Source organism: Paracoccus bogoriensis, from assembly GCF_019431455.1.
In the GTDB taxonomy this organism is placed as follows: Bacteria; Pseudomonadota; Alphaproteobacteria; order Rhodobacterales; family Rhodobacteraceae; genus Paracoccus; species Paracoccus bogoriensis.
The window spans coordinates 22711-38918 of record NZ_JAHYSR010000007.1; the positions used below are offsets into that span (position 1 = coordinate 22711).

17 protein-coding genes are annotated in these 16208 nt (G+C 66.3%); 2 read left to right on the top strand and 15 right to left on the bottom strand.

The annotated features are described in order from the left end of the window. Positions 1–65: 65 nt before the first annotated feature. The gene (locus tag KY389_RS04915; protein ID WP_219829728.1) at positions 66–872 is read left to right on the top strand and encodes an IclR family transcriptional regulator; all 807 of its coding nucleotides are present in this window, start codon (positions 66–68) and stop codon (positions 870–872) included. Here the strand turns inward: KY389_RS04915 and KY389_RS04920 are convergent. The 7 genes from KY389_RS04920 to KY389_RS04950 all read right to left on the bottom strand — a co-directional run bounded on the left by KY389_RS04920 (position 869) and on the right by KY389_RS04950 (position 8773). Further along, a complete protein-coding gene (locus tag KY389_RS04920) occupies positions 869–1999 on the bottom strand; it encodes a M20/M25/M40 family metallo-hydrolase (RefSeq protein ID WP_219829730.1) in 1131 nt (376 codons plus the stop codon). The genes KY389_RS04915 and KY389_RS04920 overlap by 4 nt on opposite strands. After that, positions 1996–3165, bottom strand: coding sequence for a M20 aminoacylase family protein (locus tag KY389_RS04925; RefSeq protein ID WP_219829732.1), 1170 nt, complete (start codon positions 3163–3165; stop codon positions 1996–1998). Before KY389_RS04925 ends, KY389_RS04920 begins: the two co-directional genes overlap by 4 nt. Then, positions 3149–4822 (bottom strand): ABC transporter ATP-binding protein, encoded by a 1674-nt coding sequence (locus KY389_RS04930; RefSeq protein ID WP_219829734.1) that lies wholly within the window; start codon positions 4820–4822, stop codon positions 3149–3151. The genes KY389_RS04925 and KY389_RS04930 overlap by 17 nt, the downstream gene beginning before the upstream one ends. Further along, on the bottom strand, positions 4822–5697 hold the full coding sequence (locus tag KY389_RS04935; RefSeq protein WP_219829735.1) for an ABC transporter permease: 876 nt from the start codon (positions 5695–5697) through the stop codon (positions 4822–4824). Before KY389_RS04935 ends, KY389_RS04930 begins: the two co-directional genes overlap by 1 nt. Further along, positions 5697–6638, bottom strand: a complete 942-nt coding sequence (locus tag KY389_RS04940; RefSeq protein WP_219829736.1) for an ABC transporter permease — start codon at positions 6636–6638, stop codon at positions 5697–5699. The genes KY389_RS04935 and KY389_RS04940 overlap by 1 nt, the downstream gene beginning before the upstream one ends. Positions 6639–6713: 75 nt before the next feature. Next, a complete protein-coding gene (locus KY389_RS04945; RefSeq protein WP_219829737.1) occupies positions 6714–8279 on the bottom strand; it encodes an ABC transporter substrate-binding protein in 1566 nt (521 codons plus the stop codon). Continuing rightward, positions 8264–8773 (bottom strand): hypothetical protein, encoded by a 510-nt coding sequence (locus KY389_RS04950; protein WP_219829738.1) that lies wholly within the window; start codon positions 8771–8773, stop codon positions 8264–8266. The genes KY389_RS04945 and KY389_RS04950 overlap by 16 nt, the downstream gene beginning before the upstream one ends. A gap of 256 nt (positions 8774–9029) precedes the next feature. On the opposite strand from KY389_RS04950, the gene KY389_RS15710 reads away from it, so the two are divergent. Next, entirely contained in the window at positions 9030–9818 is a 789-nt protein-coding gene (locus KY389_RS15710; RefSeq protein ID WP_219829739.1) for an IclR family transcriptional regulator, read from the top strand. A gap of 6 nt (positions 9819–9824) precedes the next feature. Here KY389_RS15710 and KY389_RS04960 read toward each other — a convergent pair whose 3' ends face one another. From KY389_RS04960 to purS, 8 genes are all read right to left on the bottom strand, one after another. Beyond that, positions 9825–10574: an SDR family oxidoreductase gene (locus KY389_RS04960; RefSeq protein WP_219829740.1), complete on the bottom strand. Its 750-nt coding sequence runs from the start codon at positions 10572–10574 to the stop codon at positions 9825–9827. Between the two features lie 304 nt (positions 10575–10878). Next, the gene (locus KY389_RS04965) at positions 10879–11124 is read right to left on the bottom strand and encodes a hypothetical protein (protein WP_219829741.1); all 246 of its coding nucleotides are present in this window, start codon (positions 11122–11124) and stop codon (positions 10879–10881) included. 76 nt (positions 11125–11200) lie between these two features. Continuing rightward, entirely contained in the window at positions 11201–12532 is a 1332-nt protein-coding gene (locus KY389_RS04970) for a glutamine synthetase family protein (protein WP_219829742.1), read from the bottom strand. A gap of 4 nt (positions 12533–12536) precedes the next feature. Then, positions 12537–13361 carry an ABC transporter permease gene (locus KY389_RS04975; RefSeq protein ID WP_219829743.1) on the bottom strand — a complete coding sequence of 275 codons (825 nt, stop codon included), beginning with the start codon at positions 13359–13361 and terminating at the stop codon, positions 12537–12539. Then, a complete protein-coding gene (locus KY389_RS04980) occupies positions 13358–14239 on the bottom strand; it encodes an ABC transporter permease (RefSeq protein WP_219829744.1) in 882 nt (293 codons plus the stop codon). Before KY389_RS04980 ends, KY389_RS04975 begins: the two co-directional genes overlap by 4 nt. 60 nt (positions 14240–14299) lie before the next feature. Continuing rightward, on the bottom strand, positions 14300–15034 hold the full coding sequence (locus tag KY389_RS04985) for a transporter substrate-binding domain-containing protein (protein ID WP_219829745.1): 735 nt from the start codon (positions 15032–15034) through the stop codon (positions 14300–14302). A 21-nt stretch (positions 15035–15055) separates the two neighbouring features. Continuing rightward, a complete protein-coding gene (locus tag KY389_RS04990) occupies positions 15056–15865 on the bottom strand; it encodes an ABC transporter ATP-binding protein (protein WP_425517144.1) in 810 nt (269 codons plus the stop codon). A 96-nt stretch (positions 15866–15961) separates the two neighbouring features. Continuing rightward, on the bottom strand, positions 15962–16201 hold the full coding sequence (gene purS, locus KY389_RS04995) for a phosphoribosylformylglycinamidine synthase subunit PurS (protein WP_219829747.1): 240 nt from the start codon (positions 16199–16201) through the stop codon (positions 15962–15964). Between the last annotated feature and the right edge of the window lie 7 nt (positions 16202–16208).

A 16208-nucleotide genomic window follows, 5' to 3' on the forward strand; every position in this document is an offset into this window, starting at 1 on the left:
AAGCGATACGGTAGTATCGTTACGATGATATGCCCCGCTTTTGCGGCCCGTCAAGGCGAACCCGCATGACCGACATCACCCGCCCCGTCCTGCCCCCCCTGCCCGTCCCCGCGCCGCAGGATGACGCGCTGTTCGTCGATTCCATCGCGCGGGGCTTCCGCGTCCTGTCGGCCTTTCACGGCGCCTCTGGGCCGCTGTCCCTGGGCGAGATCGCGGCGCAGAGCGGGCTGACCAAAAGCGCGGTGCAGCGGATCGTCCACACGCTGCGCCAGCAGGGCTATCTGCGCCGCGACCCTGCCGACCGGGGCTATCTGCCGGGGCTGCGGCTGCTGGATCACGCGCTGGATTACCAGCGCCTGAACCCCGAGATCGCGCGCGTCCTGCCCGTGCTGATGGAGCTTCGCGCCGCCACCGGAGAACGGGTCGATTTCAGCCTGCGCGACGATCTGCGGCTGGTCTATGCGCTGCGCTTCCAGTCCAAGCGCGGCTTCTACGCAGCCTCGCTGATCGGGACCAGCGTGCCGCTCTACTGCACTGCGGGCGGGCGCGCGATCCTGAGCCGACTGCCCGAGGACGAAGCCAGGTCCGTCATCGCAAGATCCCCGCTGGTTCCCTATTCCAGCCGCACGCTGACCGACCCCGCGGCCATCATGGCGCGCGTGGCCGAGGCGCGCGAAGCCGGTTACGCCATTGCCGAGGAACAGATCGTCGCGGGTGAGATCGCGCTTGGTGTCCCGGTTCTGGACGAGGCCGGGCACCCCATCGGCGCGATCCACGTCGCCGGATCGCTGGCCGAATGGGATGCGGACAGCTTCGCGCGCAATTTCGCGCCTCTGGCGATGACCGCCGCCGGATCGCTGAACCGGGGTTAGCGAATCTCGGTCAGCAGCCCTGCGGCCAGACGGGCGCGCTCGGTCAGGCTGGCCACCTCGATATGCTCGTCCAGCGTATGCAGGCCGCGGCCCCGGACGCCGATGGAATCCAGCGTGGGCACGCCCATCGCCCCGGTGAAGTTCCCGTCCGACCCCCCGCCCGACCGGTCCGAGGTCAGGTCGAAGCCGATCCGGCCCGCGATGCTTCGCGCCAGATCGTAAAGCGCCATCGTGCCGGGCTGCGGTTCCCAGACCGGGCGGGTGACGCCGCGGGTGACGGTGAATTCGACGCCGTTCTCTTCGCCCTGAAGGGCCATCATCGCGGCAACGCAACGGTCCAGATCGTCCTGCGTCTTGGCCATCGACAAGGCCTCGGCCCGGCATTCCGAGGCCACGCAATTAACCCATTGTCCGGCATGGATGACGCCCACCGAAAATGTGCAATCCTCGGTCGTCATCGCCTCGATCTGCAGGATGCGGCGGGCCATGGCGGCGATGGCGGATCGCCCGTCCTTGAGCGCCCAGCCCGCATGACTGGGCCGCCCACGCGTCAACAGGTCGAAACGCGCGATGGCGTAGCGGCCGATCACCGCGCCGCCATCGGGCAGCGCCGGTTCGGGAACCAGCACGGCACGCTGACCGCGTGCGGCATCCTCGATCAGGCTGCGCGTGGCGGGGGTGCCGGCCTCCTCGTCGGGGGTAAAGAGAAACGTGACCGGCAATGGCGTCGTCAAACCGGCGCGGACGATCTGGCGCATCGCCTCAAGAAAGACGAAGTTCCCGCCCTTCATGTCCATGATGCCCGGCCCCCACGCCTTGCCGTCCTCGACGCGGAAGGGCAGTTTTTCCAGCGTTCCGACCGGATGGACCGTGTCCATGTGCCCCGAGACAAGAATGCCCGGCTGACCCTGATCGGGATGCGGAAAACGCGCGCGGATCGAGGTGCCGAAGCCCTTGGTCCCCGCCACGGTCTCGACCGTCGCGCCAATGGCCGACAGGTCGCGCGCGGCCAGATCCATCATCCGGCTGACGGCGGCGGCGTCCCAGGTGGGGCTTTCGCATTCGATCCAGGGGCGCAGGCCCGCCAGCATCGCATCCGCGTCAAAGGGCAGGTCAAGCGCGCTCATGCCGCCACCGGCAGGCGGCGTTCGATCAGGCGGGCATAGATGGACGCGCCGACCGGCAGGGTTCCTTCGTCCAGCACGAAGCCCGGATTGTGCAGCGGCACGGTGCCCGCATGGCCCAGATTGCCGTAAGCGCCCGGCACCTGTTGCAGCATGTCGGCGAAATCCTCGGAGCCGGTGAAGGGCTGGGCGTCGTCGCGCACATTTTCTGCGCCCAGGATATCGGCGGCAGCCTGGGTCCAGGCGTCGGACAGGTCGGCATCGTTCACCAGCACGTCGAAGATCTCGCGGAACTCGCAGGTGATCGACAGATCAAAGGCCTGCGCGGCGCCCTCGCAGATGGCGCGCATCCGCGCCTGCATCAGGTCGCGCACCTCGGGTTTGAAGAAGCGGATCGTGCCGGCCAGCGTCGCGGATTCCGGCACCACGTTATAGGCGCTGCCCGCATGGATCTGCGTCACCGACAGGACCGCCTGATCCAGCGGCGCGACGTTGCGGCCCAGGATCGTCTGGAACTGCCCGACCAGCCCCGAGGCCGCGACCAGTGCGTCGCGCGATTGCTGGGGTATCGCGGCGTGGCTGCCCTTGCCCGTCACGGTGATGTCGAAAAACGACGCGCCCGCCATGGCCGGACCCTTGCACAGGCTCGCGCGGCCCGGCTGACCATTGGGCTGATTGTGCATCCCGTAGATCTCGTCCACGGGAAAGCGGCGGAACAGCCCATCCACGATCATGGCGCGGGCGCCTCCCAGACCTTCCTCGGCAGGCTGGAAGATCAGAACCGCCGTGCCGTCGAAATTGCGCGTCCGCGCCAGATATTGCGCCGCGCCCAGCAGCATCGTCGTATGCCCGTCATGGCCGCAGGCATGCATCTTGCCGGGGTTGGTCGAGGCATGGGGCAGGCCCGTCGTCTCGTGGATCGGCAGCGCGTCCATGTCTGCGCGCAGGCCGATGCGGCGGTTGCCCTGCCCCCGCCCGCGCAGGATGCCGACCACGCCGGTCTTGCCGACGCCCTCATGCACCTCGTCCACGCCCCATTCGCGCAGCTTCGCGGCCACGACCGAGGCGGTGCGAACCTCTTCCATCCCGATCTCGGGATGGGCGTGGAGGTCGCGGAAGATCGCTGTCAGGTCAGACGCAGCGGCGTCGATTTCAGGCAGGTTCGGCATGGATCACCTCTGGCATCTCGCGGAAATTCTGAAAGTCCCAGGCCCGGCCGGGGGCGGCTTCGATCAGGGCGCGGGTATAAGGATGGGCGGGGGCGGCCAGGACCTGGCCAGCGGGGCCGTGTTCGACCACCGCGCCGCGCTGCATGACGATCACCTCGTCGCAGATCTGGGCTGCGACACGCAGATCGTGGGTGATGAAGACGATGGCGATGCCCAGATCGCGCTGGAGCTGGTCCAGAAGGTCCAGCACCTGAGCCTGAACGGACACGTCCAGCGCCGAGACCGCCTCGTCCGCGACCAGCACGTCGGGGCGCATCATCACCGCGCGGGCGATGGCGATGCGCTGGCGCTGCCCGCCGGAAAACTGATGCGGATATCGGCGCAGCGCATCCTCGGGCAAGCCCACGACGCCCATCAGGCGGGCGGCCTCGGCCATGGCCTCGCGGCGGGGCGTGCCATAGTTCAGCGGCCCTTCGATCAGGCTTTCGCCCACCGTCCAGCGCGGGTTCAGCGACCGCATCGGGTCCTGGAACACCACCTGCAGCTTGCGGCGATGCGGGCGCAGGGCGGCGCGGGACAGGGGCGCGATATCGGCCCCGTCCAGCATGATCCGCCCCGAGGAGGGCTCGATCAGCCGCATGATGCAGCGCGCCACGGTGGACTTGCCCGACCCCGATTCCCCCACGATCCCCAAGGTCCGGCCCCGCGACAGGGCGAAGGTTACATCCTTGGCCGCATGGGCCACCGGCAGCTTGCGAAAGAGACCGCCGCCGCCATAGACCTTGTTCAGACCCTCGACCCGCAGGACCGGATCGCCGCCCATCGCGCGTGCGGGGCGCGGCGCAAGGCTTGGCACGGCGCGCAGCAATTTCTGCGTGTAATCGGCCTTGGGCGCACGCAGCAGGGACTCGACCGCGCCATGCTCGACGATCTCGCCCTGCTTCATCACATAGACCGTATCCGCGATCTCGGCGACCACGCCCATGTCATGGGTGATGAACAGGACGGCGGTCCCGTGCTTCTGCTGCAATTCGTCGATCAGCGACAGGATCTGGCGTTGGGTCGTCACGTCCAGCGCGGTCGTGGGCTCGTCCGCGATCAGCAGCGCGGGCTCCAGCACCAGCGCCATGGCGATCATGATGCGCTGGCGCTGCCCGCCCGACAGCTGGTGCGGATAGGACCGGAAGATGCGGTCAACATCGGGCAGATGGACCTGCTCCATGATGGCGATGGCGCGGCGGCGGCGTTCGGCGGCGGAAAGCTGGGTGTGAAGCTCCATCACCTCCATGATCTGGTCGCCCACGCGCAGGACGGGGTTCAGCGCGGTCATGGGTTCCTGAAAGATCATGGCGACGCGGGCCGCACGCAGATCGCGCATCTGCGCCCGGCTCAGCGCCAGAAGGTCACGTCCCTGCAGATGGATGCTGCCGCCCGCCACGCGCAGCGCCTGCGGCAGAAGCCCCATCACAGCCAGCGAGGTCACGGATTTTCCCGACCCGGATTCGCCGACCAGACAGACGGTTTCCCCCGCCCGGATGGTCACGTCGATGGATTTCAGCACCGCCGGATTGCCTGGCGTCTCGGGCAGGGTCACGGACAGGTCGCGGACGGTCAGGACCACCTCGGCCGCGTCGAAAGTGCCGGTCTTGAAGCGCATCAGCCTGCCCTCTTCTTCAGCCGTGGGTCCAGCATGTCGCGCGCGGCGTCCCCCAGCAGGTTGATCGACAGGATGCAGAGCGACAGCGCGATGCCGGGATAGAGGATCAGCTCCGGCTTGATGCGGAAGAACTGCCGCCCCTCGGCCATGATGTTGCCCCAGGTGGGGGTCTCGGTGCTGACGCCCGCGCCCAGAAAGGACAGGATCGCCTCGGTCAGGATGGCGGAGGCCAGGATATAGGTGCCCTGCACGATCAGGGGCGCCGTGGTGTTCGGGACCAGATGGCGGACCAGGATCTTGCGCATGGGGGTGCCAAGCGCGATGGCAGCCTCGACATAGGGTTCCTCGCGCGCGGACAGGATCACGGCGCGGACGAGACGGACCACGCGCGGGATCTCGGGGATGGTGATGGCGGCGATCACCGACCCGACGGACGGCCCGTTCAGCGCCACAAGCGCGATGGCCAGAAGGATCGAGGGGATCGCCATCAGCGCATCCATCGCCCGCATGATGATCGCATCCGCGGTGCGGAAGAACCCCGCCACCAGTCCGATCACCAGGCCCAGGGTCACGGCCACCACCGCCGTGGCGATGCCGATGATCAGCGATAACTGGCCGCCGATCAGCACCCGGCTGAAGATGTCGCGCCCGAAATTGTCGGTGCCGAGCGGATGGCCCGGTTGCGATCCCTGCAGGCGCACCATCGGGTTCATGGCCAGCGGATCATGCGGCGCGATCCAGCCCGCCAGCAGCGTCAGCAGGACGATGACCGCCAGGATCAGCGCCGCCAGTTTCGCGCCCAGACCGAATTGCGGCAGGCGCAGCGCGCGCAGCACGGGCTGCATCGCGGAAGTGGGTTGCGGGATCGGTGCCATCAGTAGCGGATCCTTGGATCAAAGAGGCTGTAGCTGAGGTCGATCAGAAGGTTCACCAGCACATAGAGAAAGCTGGTCAGCAGGATCATCGCCTGGATCACCGGATAGTCCCGCGCAAGGATCGCATCGACCGTCAGCCGCCCCAATCCGGGGATGTTGAAGACGGTTTCCGTGACCACCACGCCCCCGATCAGCAGCGCAAATCCGGTGCCGATCACCGTCAGGATCGGCACGGCGGCATTCCTCAGCGCATGGCGGAACAGGACGCGCCGTTCGGGCGCGCCCTTGGCGCGGGCGGTGCGGATGTAATCCTCGCCCAGCACGTCCAGCATGTTGGCCCGCGTCATCCGCGCAATCAGGGCGACATAGATCGTGGACAATGTCAGCGCGGGCAGGAAGGCGCTGGACAAAAATGGGCGCAGGCCGGCCGAGATCGGCTGAAAGCCCTGCACCGGAAACCAGCCCAGTCTCAGCGAAAAGATCAGGATGAACAGATATCCGATCACGAAGACCGGCACCGAAAAGCCCAGGACCGAAAAGGTCATCACCGCGTAATCCACGCCGCTGCGATGTTTCCACGCGGCCAGCACACCCATCGGCACGGAAATGACAACCGACATCAGGATGGTCAGCACTGCGATCGAGATCGTCGGCCCGATACGCTCGGCCACCATTATCGAAACCGGCGTGTTCGAGATCAGCGACACGCCCAGATCGCCCTGCATGAGCTGCCCGATCCAGGTCGCGAACTGAACGGGGATAGGGTCGTTCAGGCCCATCGCCTCGCGGATACGCTCCAGCTGGGCGGGGGTGGCCATGTCGCCCGCGATGATCGCGGCCGGATCGCCCGGCGTCAGGCGCAGCAGCAGGAAGACGAAGACCGCGACCAGCAGCATGACGGGAATGACGGCAAGACAGCGCCGCAGGATATAGCCGGACATCTGGCTCCTCCGGGAATGGGCCGAAAGATGTGGCAAGGGCGGAACGCGCCGCCCTCGCCGGTTGACGGGCGTCGATCACTCGGTCTTGTTGATGCCCCAGAAGACCGGGACCGGGCTGTCGATCATGTCGGTGATCGTCGTGCGGCGCGCCTGCGGCAGGGTGTATTGCCCAAGCGGCACCAGCAACACGTTGTCGAGGGCGTGATCCTGGATGCGGGCAGCGACCTCGGCCTGCGCCTCGGGATCGGCGGCGTCGATGAACTCTTCCTTCAGCGCCTCGATGGTCTCGTCGGTGGGCCAGCCGAACCAGGCATCGTTGCCGCGCCCGTTCAGCATCGGGTTCGAGATCGGGTTCGAGATCTCGGGCACCATCCAGTTGGTGATGAAGATGTTCCAGCCGCCATCGGCAGGGGCCGCCTGGCTGGCACGACGCGTCACCAGCGTCTGCCAGTCCATCGGCTGCATGTCCACATTGAAGCCGACCTCGCGCAGCGCCTGCGAGACCACGACCGGCTGCGTGACCAGCGCGACCAGATCGGTCGGCGCCATGATGACGACTGGCGTGCCGTCATAGCCCGCCTCTTCCAGCAGAGCGCGCGCCGCGTCCTGCCCGCCGCCTTCGGTCAGCGTCTCGGACCCGCCGGTGCTTTCCAGAGGTGTGCCGCAGCCCAGGACCGCACCGCAGATCTGATAATATTCGGGATTGCCGACCATCGCGGCCAGGACCGGTTCCTGCGTGATCGCCTTCAGCGCCGCCTGCCGGACCTGCTGATTGTCAAAGGGCGGGTGCAGGAAGTTCATCCGCACCATGGTCTGCATCCCGGTCGGCTCGCGCTTTTCGACCACGACATTCGGATCGCCCTCTAGCAGCGGGATCAGATCGACCTGCATCGCCTCGATATAGTCGATTTCGCCACTGGACAGCGCGTTCACCGCCGTCTGCACATCGGGCATGTTGACCCATTCGACGCGATCCACATTCACCACCTTGCCGCCCGCCATCCAGTCGGCCGGTTCGTCACGCGGCACATAATCGTCGAACTTCTCATAGACGACCTTCAGGCCCGGCTGAAACTCGGCCTCTAGGAAGCGGAACGGCCCCGAGCCGATATATTCGGTGATTGCCTCGTCGGCGGGCGTCTCGGCCACGCGGGCAGGCATGATGAAGGGCGGGATGGCGGATTGCTTGGACAGCACGTCCAGCATCGGCACGAAGGGCTCGGTCAGGGTCCAGGTGATCGTGCGGTCGTCTGTGGCCTCAAGGCTTTCGGTGCGGTCCATGATGACCTGGCCGCCCGCATCGCGCTGCGCCCACCGCTTCAGCGAGGCAACCGCATCGGCCGCCGTCACCGGCGCGCCATCGTGAAAGACCAGCCCTTCGCGCAGGGTGAAGGTCCAGGTCAGCCCGTCATCCGATGTGGTCCAGTCGGCCATCTGCGGCTGCGGCTGGAACTGGCTGTCCTGCGCGACCAGCACGTCATAGATCATGTAGGCGTGATTGCGGGTGATATGGGCCGTGGTGATGATCGGGTCCAGAACGCGCAGGCCCGAATGCATCACGGCGGTGATCGTGGTTTCGGCAAAGGCCGTGCCGGCCAGCATGGTCGAGGCCAGAAGCCCCGCGGTCAGTCGGTTGAACATGATGTCCTCTCTGTATGGCGATGGTGCTGGCCGGTCTTGGCGCCGGCTTGCGCGGTTGCGGAAAAGGGCCGGGTGACGACCAGAAGCCTGAGGCCGGGGGCAAAATGCAGAAAGGGCCGCGTCGCTGCCGGACCAAGGGGCATCAGGCCGGGTGCTGCGCAGCTCAGGATGCGCGCCGCACAGAGCGCGAAATCGGCGCGAAGATGATTGTAGCCCGCCTCCAGGCGGATTTTCTGCGCCCGAGGCTCGCCGCCCGGAAAACAGGAATCCGCCGATCGGCCATCTGCGCCTTTCCCCGACTGACGGCCATCCGGGCGCAGGCGATCCGCAGCAGCGCCGCAAGGCCAGGCCGCCGATGCACGCCGCCGAAACCGGGACCGGTCGCACGATGATGCCCGTCCGACAGGGGCTCGACCGCGAAGCCGCCCGCCGAAGGTCTGCGACACCTGCGCGCGAGGCGCCGCCTCCGCCGAGACCTGCAGCAGCAGCGTCAAGCCCGCCTGGCCTGGATGGTCGATCATCCCCGCAACCGGCAGGTTCGGGCGCAGCGGCAGATGGTCCCCGCCCTGTTCAAAGGCCGCCATCTCGCCCCGGCTTGGCGCAGGGGAATCGCCCCCTTGCACAAAACCGGCAAGAGCGATGCGCGCGGTCTGGGCAGGTCGGGACATCTGTATTGCTATCCGATACGGCTGCATTGCATAATGAGATTAGAAGTCTGGTTTTCCACCTGTCAACGCCAGAGACACGCCAGTGACCGAAAACGATCATTCTGATCCGTCCAGAGGCGCGGACGGGCTATTCAACCGATCTCTTGCCCGCGGACTGAGCGTTCTTGAATCCTTTCGCGATGCCGACCGGCCCCTGTCGCTGGCGGAGATCGCGTCGCGGACCGGCCTGACGCGCAGCGCGGCGCAAAGACTGGTCCACACGTTGCGAAAGCTGGGCTATCTGACGCTGGCCGATGACGGCCGGGGGTTTCTGCTGAATCTGCCGATTCTGGATCTGACGCATGATTACCTGCGCATGAACCCGGTTTTACGGCGCGCCAGCCCGGTGCTGCTGGAATTGCGACGGCAGGTGCAGGAACGGGTGGACCTGTCGCTGTTCGACGGGGTGAGGATGGTCTATGCGACCCGCCTGCAAAGCAAGCGCGAGGCGTTTTTTGCCACGCTGGTCGGCCATAGCGTGCCAGTGACCGGTTCTTCGGGCGGATGGGCGGCGCTGGCCTTGCTGCCGGATGCCGAGATCGACGCGATCCTGGCCCGCGCGCCCCTGCGCGCGCTGACGCCGCGCAGCCTGACCGACCCCGACGCGATCCGCGCCCAGATCGCCGCGGTTCGCCGCGACGGTCACGCGCTGGCGCTGGAGCAGGTGCTGATGGGCGAGGTGGCCATCGCCATGGCAATCTCCGACCCACAGGGGCGACCGGTCGGTGCGGTCCATATCGCCGGATCGCTGGCCGAGTGGCAACCCGAGGACTTCCGCCGCCGCATGGCCCCTCCTCTGGCTGCGGCGATCCGAAGCCTTCGCGCAGCCTGACTGCGATCAGTCCGCCAGACCGATACGGCGCCGGATATCGGGATCGCGCAGAGAGATCTCGTCGCCCAGCCAGGGATCGGCCTCGGATCCGCACATCCAGACCAGCGCGCGGGCAGGCCATTCGGGCGGGATGTGCAAGGACCAGTCCAGCCTGCTGACCGGGCCCACCCCGCTATCGCGAATCGCGCGCTGCATGTCGGTCGCAACCGTGCCCGGCGACAGGCTGATCGCGCGAATACCATCGCCCCGCGCCTCGAGGTCAAGCGACCGGGTCAGCATCAGCGCCCCGGCCTTGCTGGCGCAATAGGCGCTCCAGCCCTCTTGCGGGCGATGGGCCGCGCCCGAGCCGATGGTCAGGACCGTGCCGCCCCCCGCCGCACGCATCAGCGGCAGCACCGCCCGGATGCCGTGAAAGACGCCCTTGATGTTCACGTCGATGCACGCGCCCCAGTCCTTGGCATCGGCCAGATCCATGCGGCTCAACGGCCCGATCAGTCCCGCATTGTTCACCAGCACGTCCAGCCGCCCGGCCCGGTCGTGCAGGGCGGTCACGACCCGCTCCATGTCCCCGGCCACAGCCACATCGCCCACCAGCGGCAAGCCGCCGATCTCGTCTGCCAGCGCCTCGACGGCCTCGGCACTCCGAGCCATCACGCCGACGAGTGCGCCGGCCGCAGCAAAGGCCCGCGCCGCCGCCGCGCCGATGCCGCGCGACGCCCCTGTCACCAGAACCGCCTTGCCCGTCAGATCGACCATATCGCGCTCTCCTGTTTGTCAGATCCCCGTTGTGCGGGCGGGCGCCAGCGCGCGTCAAGGGGCGGGTTTCGGGCAAGGAACCCGCATGGGCTCCGCAGCCCCGCTCTGACGACCCTCATCCGGGTGATATGCCGGCAAAGGCCGGGCGAAGAGGCCGAGCCATGAACCAAGGCGGCTACGCCCCGTCGCGGCGTTCTACCTTGATGTGCGGTCAGCCCGTCCAGCGCGCCCGGCTTGTCGTGGATCGTCAGCCGGTCCATCAGCGTCGCAGAGGCTTCGTTCAAGCCGATGACCTGTGGTGGGATCAAGGCCGGATATCTTCGCGCGCAAGGCGCAGATCCGCGCCCGCCTCGAAAGAGCAGAGGCCGTCACGCTCGTCCTCGATCCTGCGATACGCCTCTGCGTCGATCGGCACCCGAGGATCGGCCGCCGGGCGAAGCGTGGGACCAGTCCAGAAGACCAGGCCCCGCAGGAAGCCAGGCCTGAGACGGCTGTTCGGATGGTCAGCCCGCATCCCGTCCGGCAGCACCGCGATGCTGCGGCGCCACATATTCCTGGCCGTCCCGTGACGGCGCGTCACAAAGACCCGGCGAACCGGCCTTGATGGAGGGATGGCGCAGAGTGGGTCAGACAGTGTCGAGATACAGTTCGACCGTTTCCTCGTCGGACAATTCCGCCATGTAGTGCAATTCCTGCCGCTTGGTCATCAGATAATTCTCGACCAGGTGATCGGGGAAAATGCGTCGGATCTCGGGGCAGGCAGCGAAAGCCTCGATCGCTGCACCCCAGTCGCCGGGCAACTGCGCAAGGTTCTGGTCATAGGCGTTGCCCTTGAAGGCAGGGGGCGGCTCGATCCCGTCCTGGATGCCGTTCAGCGCCGCGCCCAGAATGGCCGCGATGGTCAGATAGGGGTTCACGTCGCCCCCCGCCACACGATGCTCGATCCGGCGCGACCGCGGGGGGCCTGAGGGGATGCGGATGGCGGCGGTGCGATTCTCGTAGGCCCAGCCGATCCCGGTCGGCGCATGGGCGTTCGGGACCAGCCGGTCATAGCTGTTCTCGTGCGGGGCGAACAACAGGGTCGAGCCGGGCATGGCGCGCAGGCAGCCGCCGACGGCATGGCGCAGCGCCTCGGTTCCCTCTTCGCCGCCATTGTCGAAGATGTTGCGCCCGTCCTCGGTCAGGATCGAGAAATGCATGTGCAGCCCGTTGCCCGAGAAAGCCTCGTAGGGCTTGGCCATGAAGCTGCCCGCAAAGCCGTATTGGCGAGCTATGCCCTTGACCAGCATCTTGAACAGCCATGTGTCATCGGCCGCCTTCAGCGGATCGGCCTGATGCATCAGGTTGATCTCGAACTGACCCGGCCCGGCCTCTGATATGGCAGTGTCGGCGGGAATATCCATCGACTCGCAGGCATCATAGAGCGTGGTGAAGAACTGGTCGAACGCATCCAGCGCGCGCAGCGACAGCACCTCGCCGCCGGTGCGGCGCTTGCCGGAACGAGGGCTGGGCGGCACGCGCAGCTGCTTGCCGCTGTCGTCGATCAGGAAGAACTCCAGCTCGGTCGCGACAACGGGGACCAGGCCTGCGGCCTTGTAGCGTTCCACCACCCGCGCCAGCGCCTGACGCGGATCGCCCTCATAGGGGCGGCCGTCGGGGTGGAACATCCACAGCGGCAGCAGCGCGGTCGGGGCATCCAGCCAGGGCATGGGCAGAAAGCCGCGTTCCGTGGGCAGAAGCAGCCCGTCGGGATCGCCGGATTCAAAGACCAGCGGGCTGTCCTCGACATCCTCGCCCCAGATATCCAGGTTCAATACCGAATAGGGAAACTTGGTCCCCTCATCCAGAAGCTTGCTGGCATAGCGCGCCGGGATACGCTTGCCGCGCGCGACGCCGTTCAGATCGGCGGCGGCCACGCGGATCGTCTTGACCTCGGGATGCTCTTTCAGCCAGTCCATGATCTCATCTCAACAGCAGGGGGCGGTAACGCAGGCGCCTGGCGGGGCCCGGAAGATGGCGGTTCAACCGCCGGTTCACCCTGCCAAACAGCCAGATCAAAGCCAAGGTCGCCAGCACGAAATAAAGCGCCGCAATGGGATAGGCGACAAAGGGGTTGAAGGTGCGGTCCGCGAAATAGCGCGCGTAATACAGCGCGTCGCCCTGTTGCTGGAAGGCCGGAAAGCCCGAGAAGAAGACCAGCGTCGTGGCGTGGAACAGAAAGATCGCCTCGTTCGTGTAGCTGGGCCAGGCCAGCCGCATCATCGAGGGCCAGATCACCCTGCGGAACCGGGTCCAGCCTGTCATGCCATAGGCGTCCGCGGCCTCGACATCGCCGCGCGGCACCGCCATCAGCGCGCCGTGGAAGATGTTGGCCGAATAGGCGGCGGTGTTCAGGATCAGGACGATCAGCGCGCCCGCCCAGGCACGGGTCAACCAGCTTGTCTGGACCGTGAAGCCGAAGATCTCGATCCCCGCGCGCGGCAGCAGGACCAGCAGTTCGTAGGCCAGAAAGAACTGGATGAACAGCGGACTGCCCCGAAAGACAAAGATGAACGCATCCGAGGGGCGGTTCAGCCAGGGGTTCCGGCTGGCCTTGCCAAGCGCCAGCAGGTTGGCCAGCACAAAGCCGAAGGCCAGCGCCAGGACCGCGAAATAGAGGTTCCAGATCAGCCCCGACCCGATCAGCGTGAACTGCTGGCACAGCGTGTAATCGGCGCGCGGCAAGAGCCTTTCGCCAATGCCGATCGAGCGCAGGCCATAGTCGATGATGGTCTGCGCGCAACTCATGCGGCGGCCTCCCTGCGCAGAGCCTCGCCGCCAAGCGTCGCCTGACCACGCGACAGGCGGCGCGTGACGCGCGCCAGCACGCGTTCCGATATCGCCGTCATCAGCAGGTAAAAGACCAGCAGCGCAAGAAAGTAGTAAAGCCGCCAGTCGGGATGCGGATAGCTGAAGGCCGAGGTCTTGGCCCCGCCCAGTTCGCGCGCCCAATAGACCACGTCCTCGATCCCCAGGATGAACAGCAGCGGCGTCGCCTTGATCAGGATCATCCACAGATTCGACAGGCCGGGCAGCGCATAAATCCACATCTGCGGCACGAGGATGCGGCGCATCACCTGACGGGGGGTCATGCCGTAGGCCTCGGCGGTTTCAAGCTGGGCGCGCGGGACAGCCTGCATCGCGCCGTAAAGCACATTGGCCGCGAAGGCGCCGAAGACCACGGCAAAGGCGATGATCGCCAAGGTCAGGTTGTAGGTGTTGTGGACCCATTCGGCGGCATTGTTCAGCGGCAGCTTGGCGGCCGGGCAAACAACGAAGTCGTTTCCCTGCCTGACGGGGGTACCGCTGTCGCAAAGGAACTGGTGGCGGACCCATTCCAGCCCCTGATCCAAGGCAATCGGCACGAACAGGAAGAACAGGATGTCGGGAATGCCCCGCACCATCGAGGTGTAGGTCTTGCCGAACCAGCGCAGCGGCGCGATCTGTGACCGCGAGGCCAGCGCCCCGGCATAGCCAAGCGCCAGCGCGGCGGGCGCGGTCAGCGCCAGCAGCAGGAAAACCGTCCCGAAACTGGCATAGAACAGCAGATGCGTCCCCGAGGTCAGGTAGCATGACATCCAGACCAGGCCCTCGAGTTGCGAGGGATCAGAGCAATAGGAAAACATCGGCCATCCCGAACGGGCCGCCGCACGTCAGCACGCGCGGCGGCAGGTCAGATCAATGGATCACTCGAAGACCAGCGCGTCTTCGCCGAACCATTTGCGGATCAGCTCGTTCAGACTGCCGTCCTCTTTCATTGCGGTGATCTGGGCGTCGAAGGTCTCGCGCAGTTCGTTGTCGGACTGGCGCAGACCCATGCCGATCCCCTCGCCCATGGGAACGGTGTCGAAGCCCTCGACCCAGACCAGCTGTCCATTCGATTCGGCCACGATCGGCGCCAGGAAGTCCTTGTCGGCAAAAACCGCATCGGCCTCGCCGTTGCGGACGGCGGCGATGGTCTCGTCGGGGGTGGGGAACTCCAGCAGCGTGGCGCCGGTCTGAGCCACATGACCCGCCTGGATGGTGTTCGTCTGCGCCGCGACCACGCCATTCTCGACATCGACATCGGGGGACAGGGCAGCATAGGCCGAGGGCATGGGCGGGGTATAGGGCTGGGTGAACTGGATGACCTGCTTGCGATCCTCGTTGATGTTCATGCCGGCCATGATCGTGTCGTAGTTGCCCGAAACAAGGTTCGGGATGATCGAATCCCAGTCATTGCGGACCCAGGTGCATTCCAGTCCGGCGCGCTCGCACAGCGCATTGCCCAGCTCGATCTCGAAGCCCGTGACCTGCCCCGTCGCGTCATCGATGAAGTTATACGGAGGATAGGCGCCCTCGGTCCCCATGCGGATGGTCTGGGCCGAGCTCAGCCCGGCAGTCAACGCAAGAGCGGCAGCGGCAAGCGTCAGAGTTTTCATTCGGTTCTCTCCTGTTGGTGATTATTCGACCATCGAGGCTGACAGGAATTGCCGCAGACGATCGGTCTGCGGGTTCCCGAACAGCCTTTCAGGCGGGCCTTCTTCGCAGATCACGCCCTGATGCAGGAACAGGACATGATCGCTGACATCGGCGGCCAGGCGCATGTCATGGGTGACAATGATCATGGTCCGGTGCTCGGCGGCCAGATCCTTGATGACGCGCACGACCTCCTGCTGAAGCTCGGGGTCCAGCGCGCTGGTCGGCTCGTCGAAAAGCAGCGCGGCGGGCTGCATGCACAAGGCGCGCGCGATCGCGGCCCGCTGCTGCTGGCCGCCCGATAGCTGGGCCGGCCAGGCGTCGACCTTGTCCCCGATCCCGACCTTGGCCAGAAGCGCGCGCGCGCGGTCCTCGACCTCGGCGCGGTCCTGGCGCAGCACGCTGACCGGAGCCTCCATGACGTTTTGCAGGACCGTCATGTGCGACCACAGGTTGAACTGCTGGAACACCATGGACAGATTCGTGCGCATTCGGGTGACCTGGTCGCGGTCGGCAGGCACCCGCGAGGCGCCTTGTCCCTTCCAGCGCACGGCCTCTCCCTGGAACAGGATCTGGCCAGACTGGCTGTTTTCCAGCAGGTTGCAGCAGCGCAGCAGCGTGGATTTACCCGACCCGGATGAGCCGATCAGGCTGATCACATGGCCGCGCGGGGCGGTCATCGACACGCCCTTGAGCACCTCGAGCGGGCCATAGGCCTTGCGCAGGTCGCGGATCTCTATGACCGGCGCCGCGCCGGGCTGGCCGGGTTGCGAAGGAACGGTGTCTGTCTGCATCATCCGCACATTGGGCGACAATCGCGCGCCTTTTGCAACGGGGTCGCATGGACAACCTGACGATAAAGGCAGGTTGCCGCAGCGTCAGCCCAAGGGTCAGGCAATCTCGATCGCGTATTTCTCGATCACGGTATTGGCCAGAAGCCCTTCGCACATGCGGGCGACCTCGGCGCGGGCGGCCTCGGGATCGGTAGCGTCCAGGTCCAGCTCGATCAGCTTGCCTTGCCGGACCCCGGTGACACCCTTGTGACCCAGCCCGCCAAGCGCGTGTCGGATCGCTTCGCCCTGCGGATCGAGGACGCCATCCTTCAACATGATGGTGACGCGTGCTTTCATGGCGGGC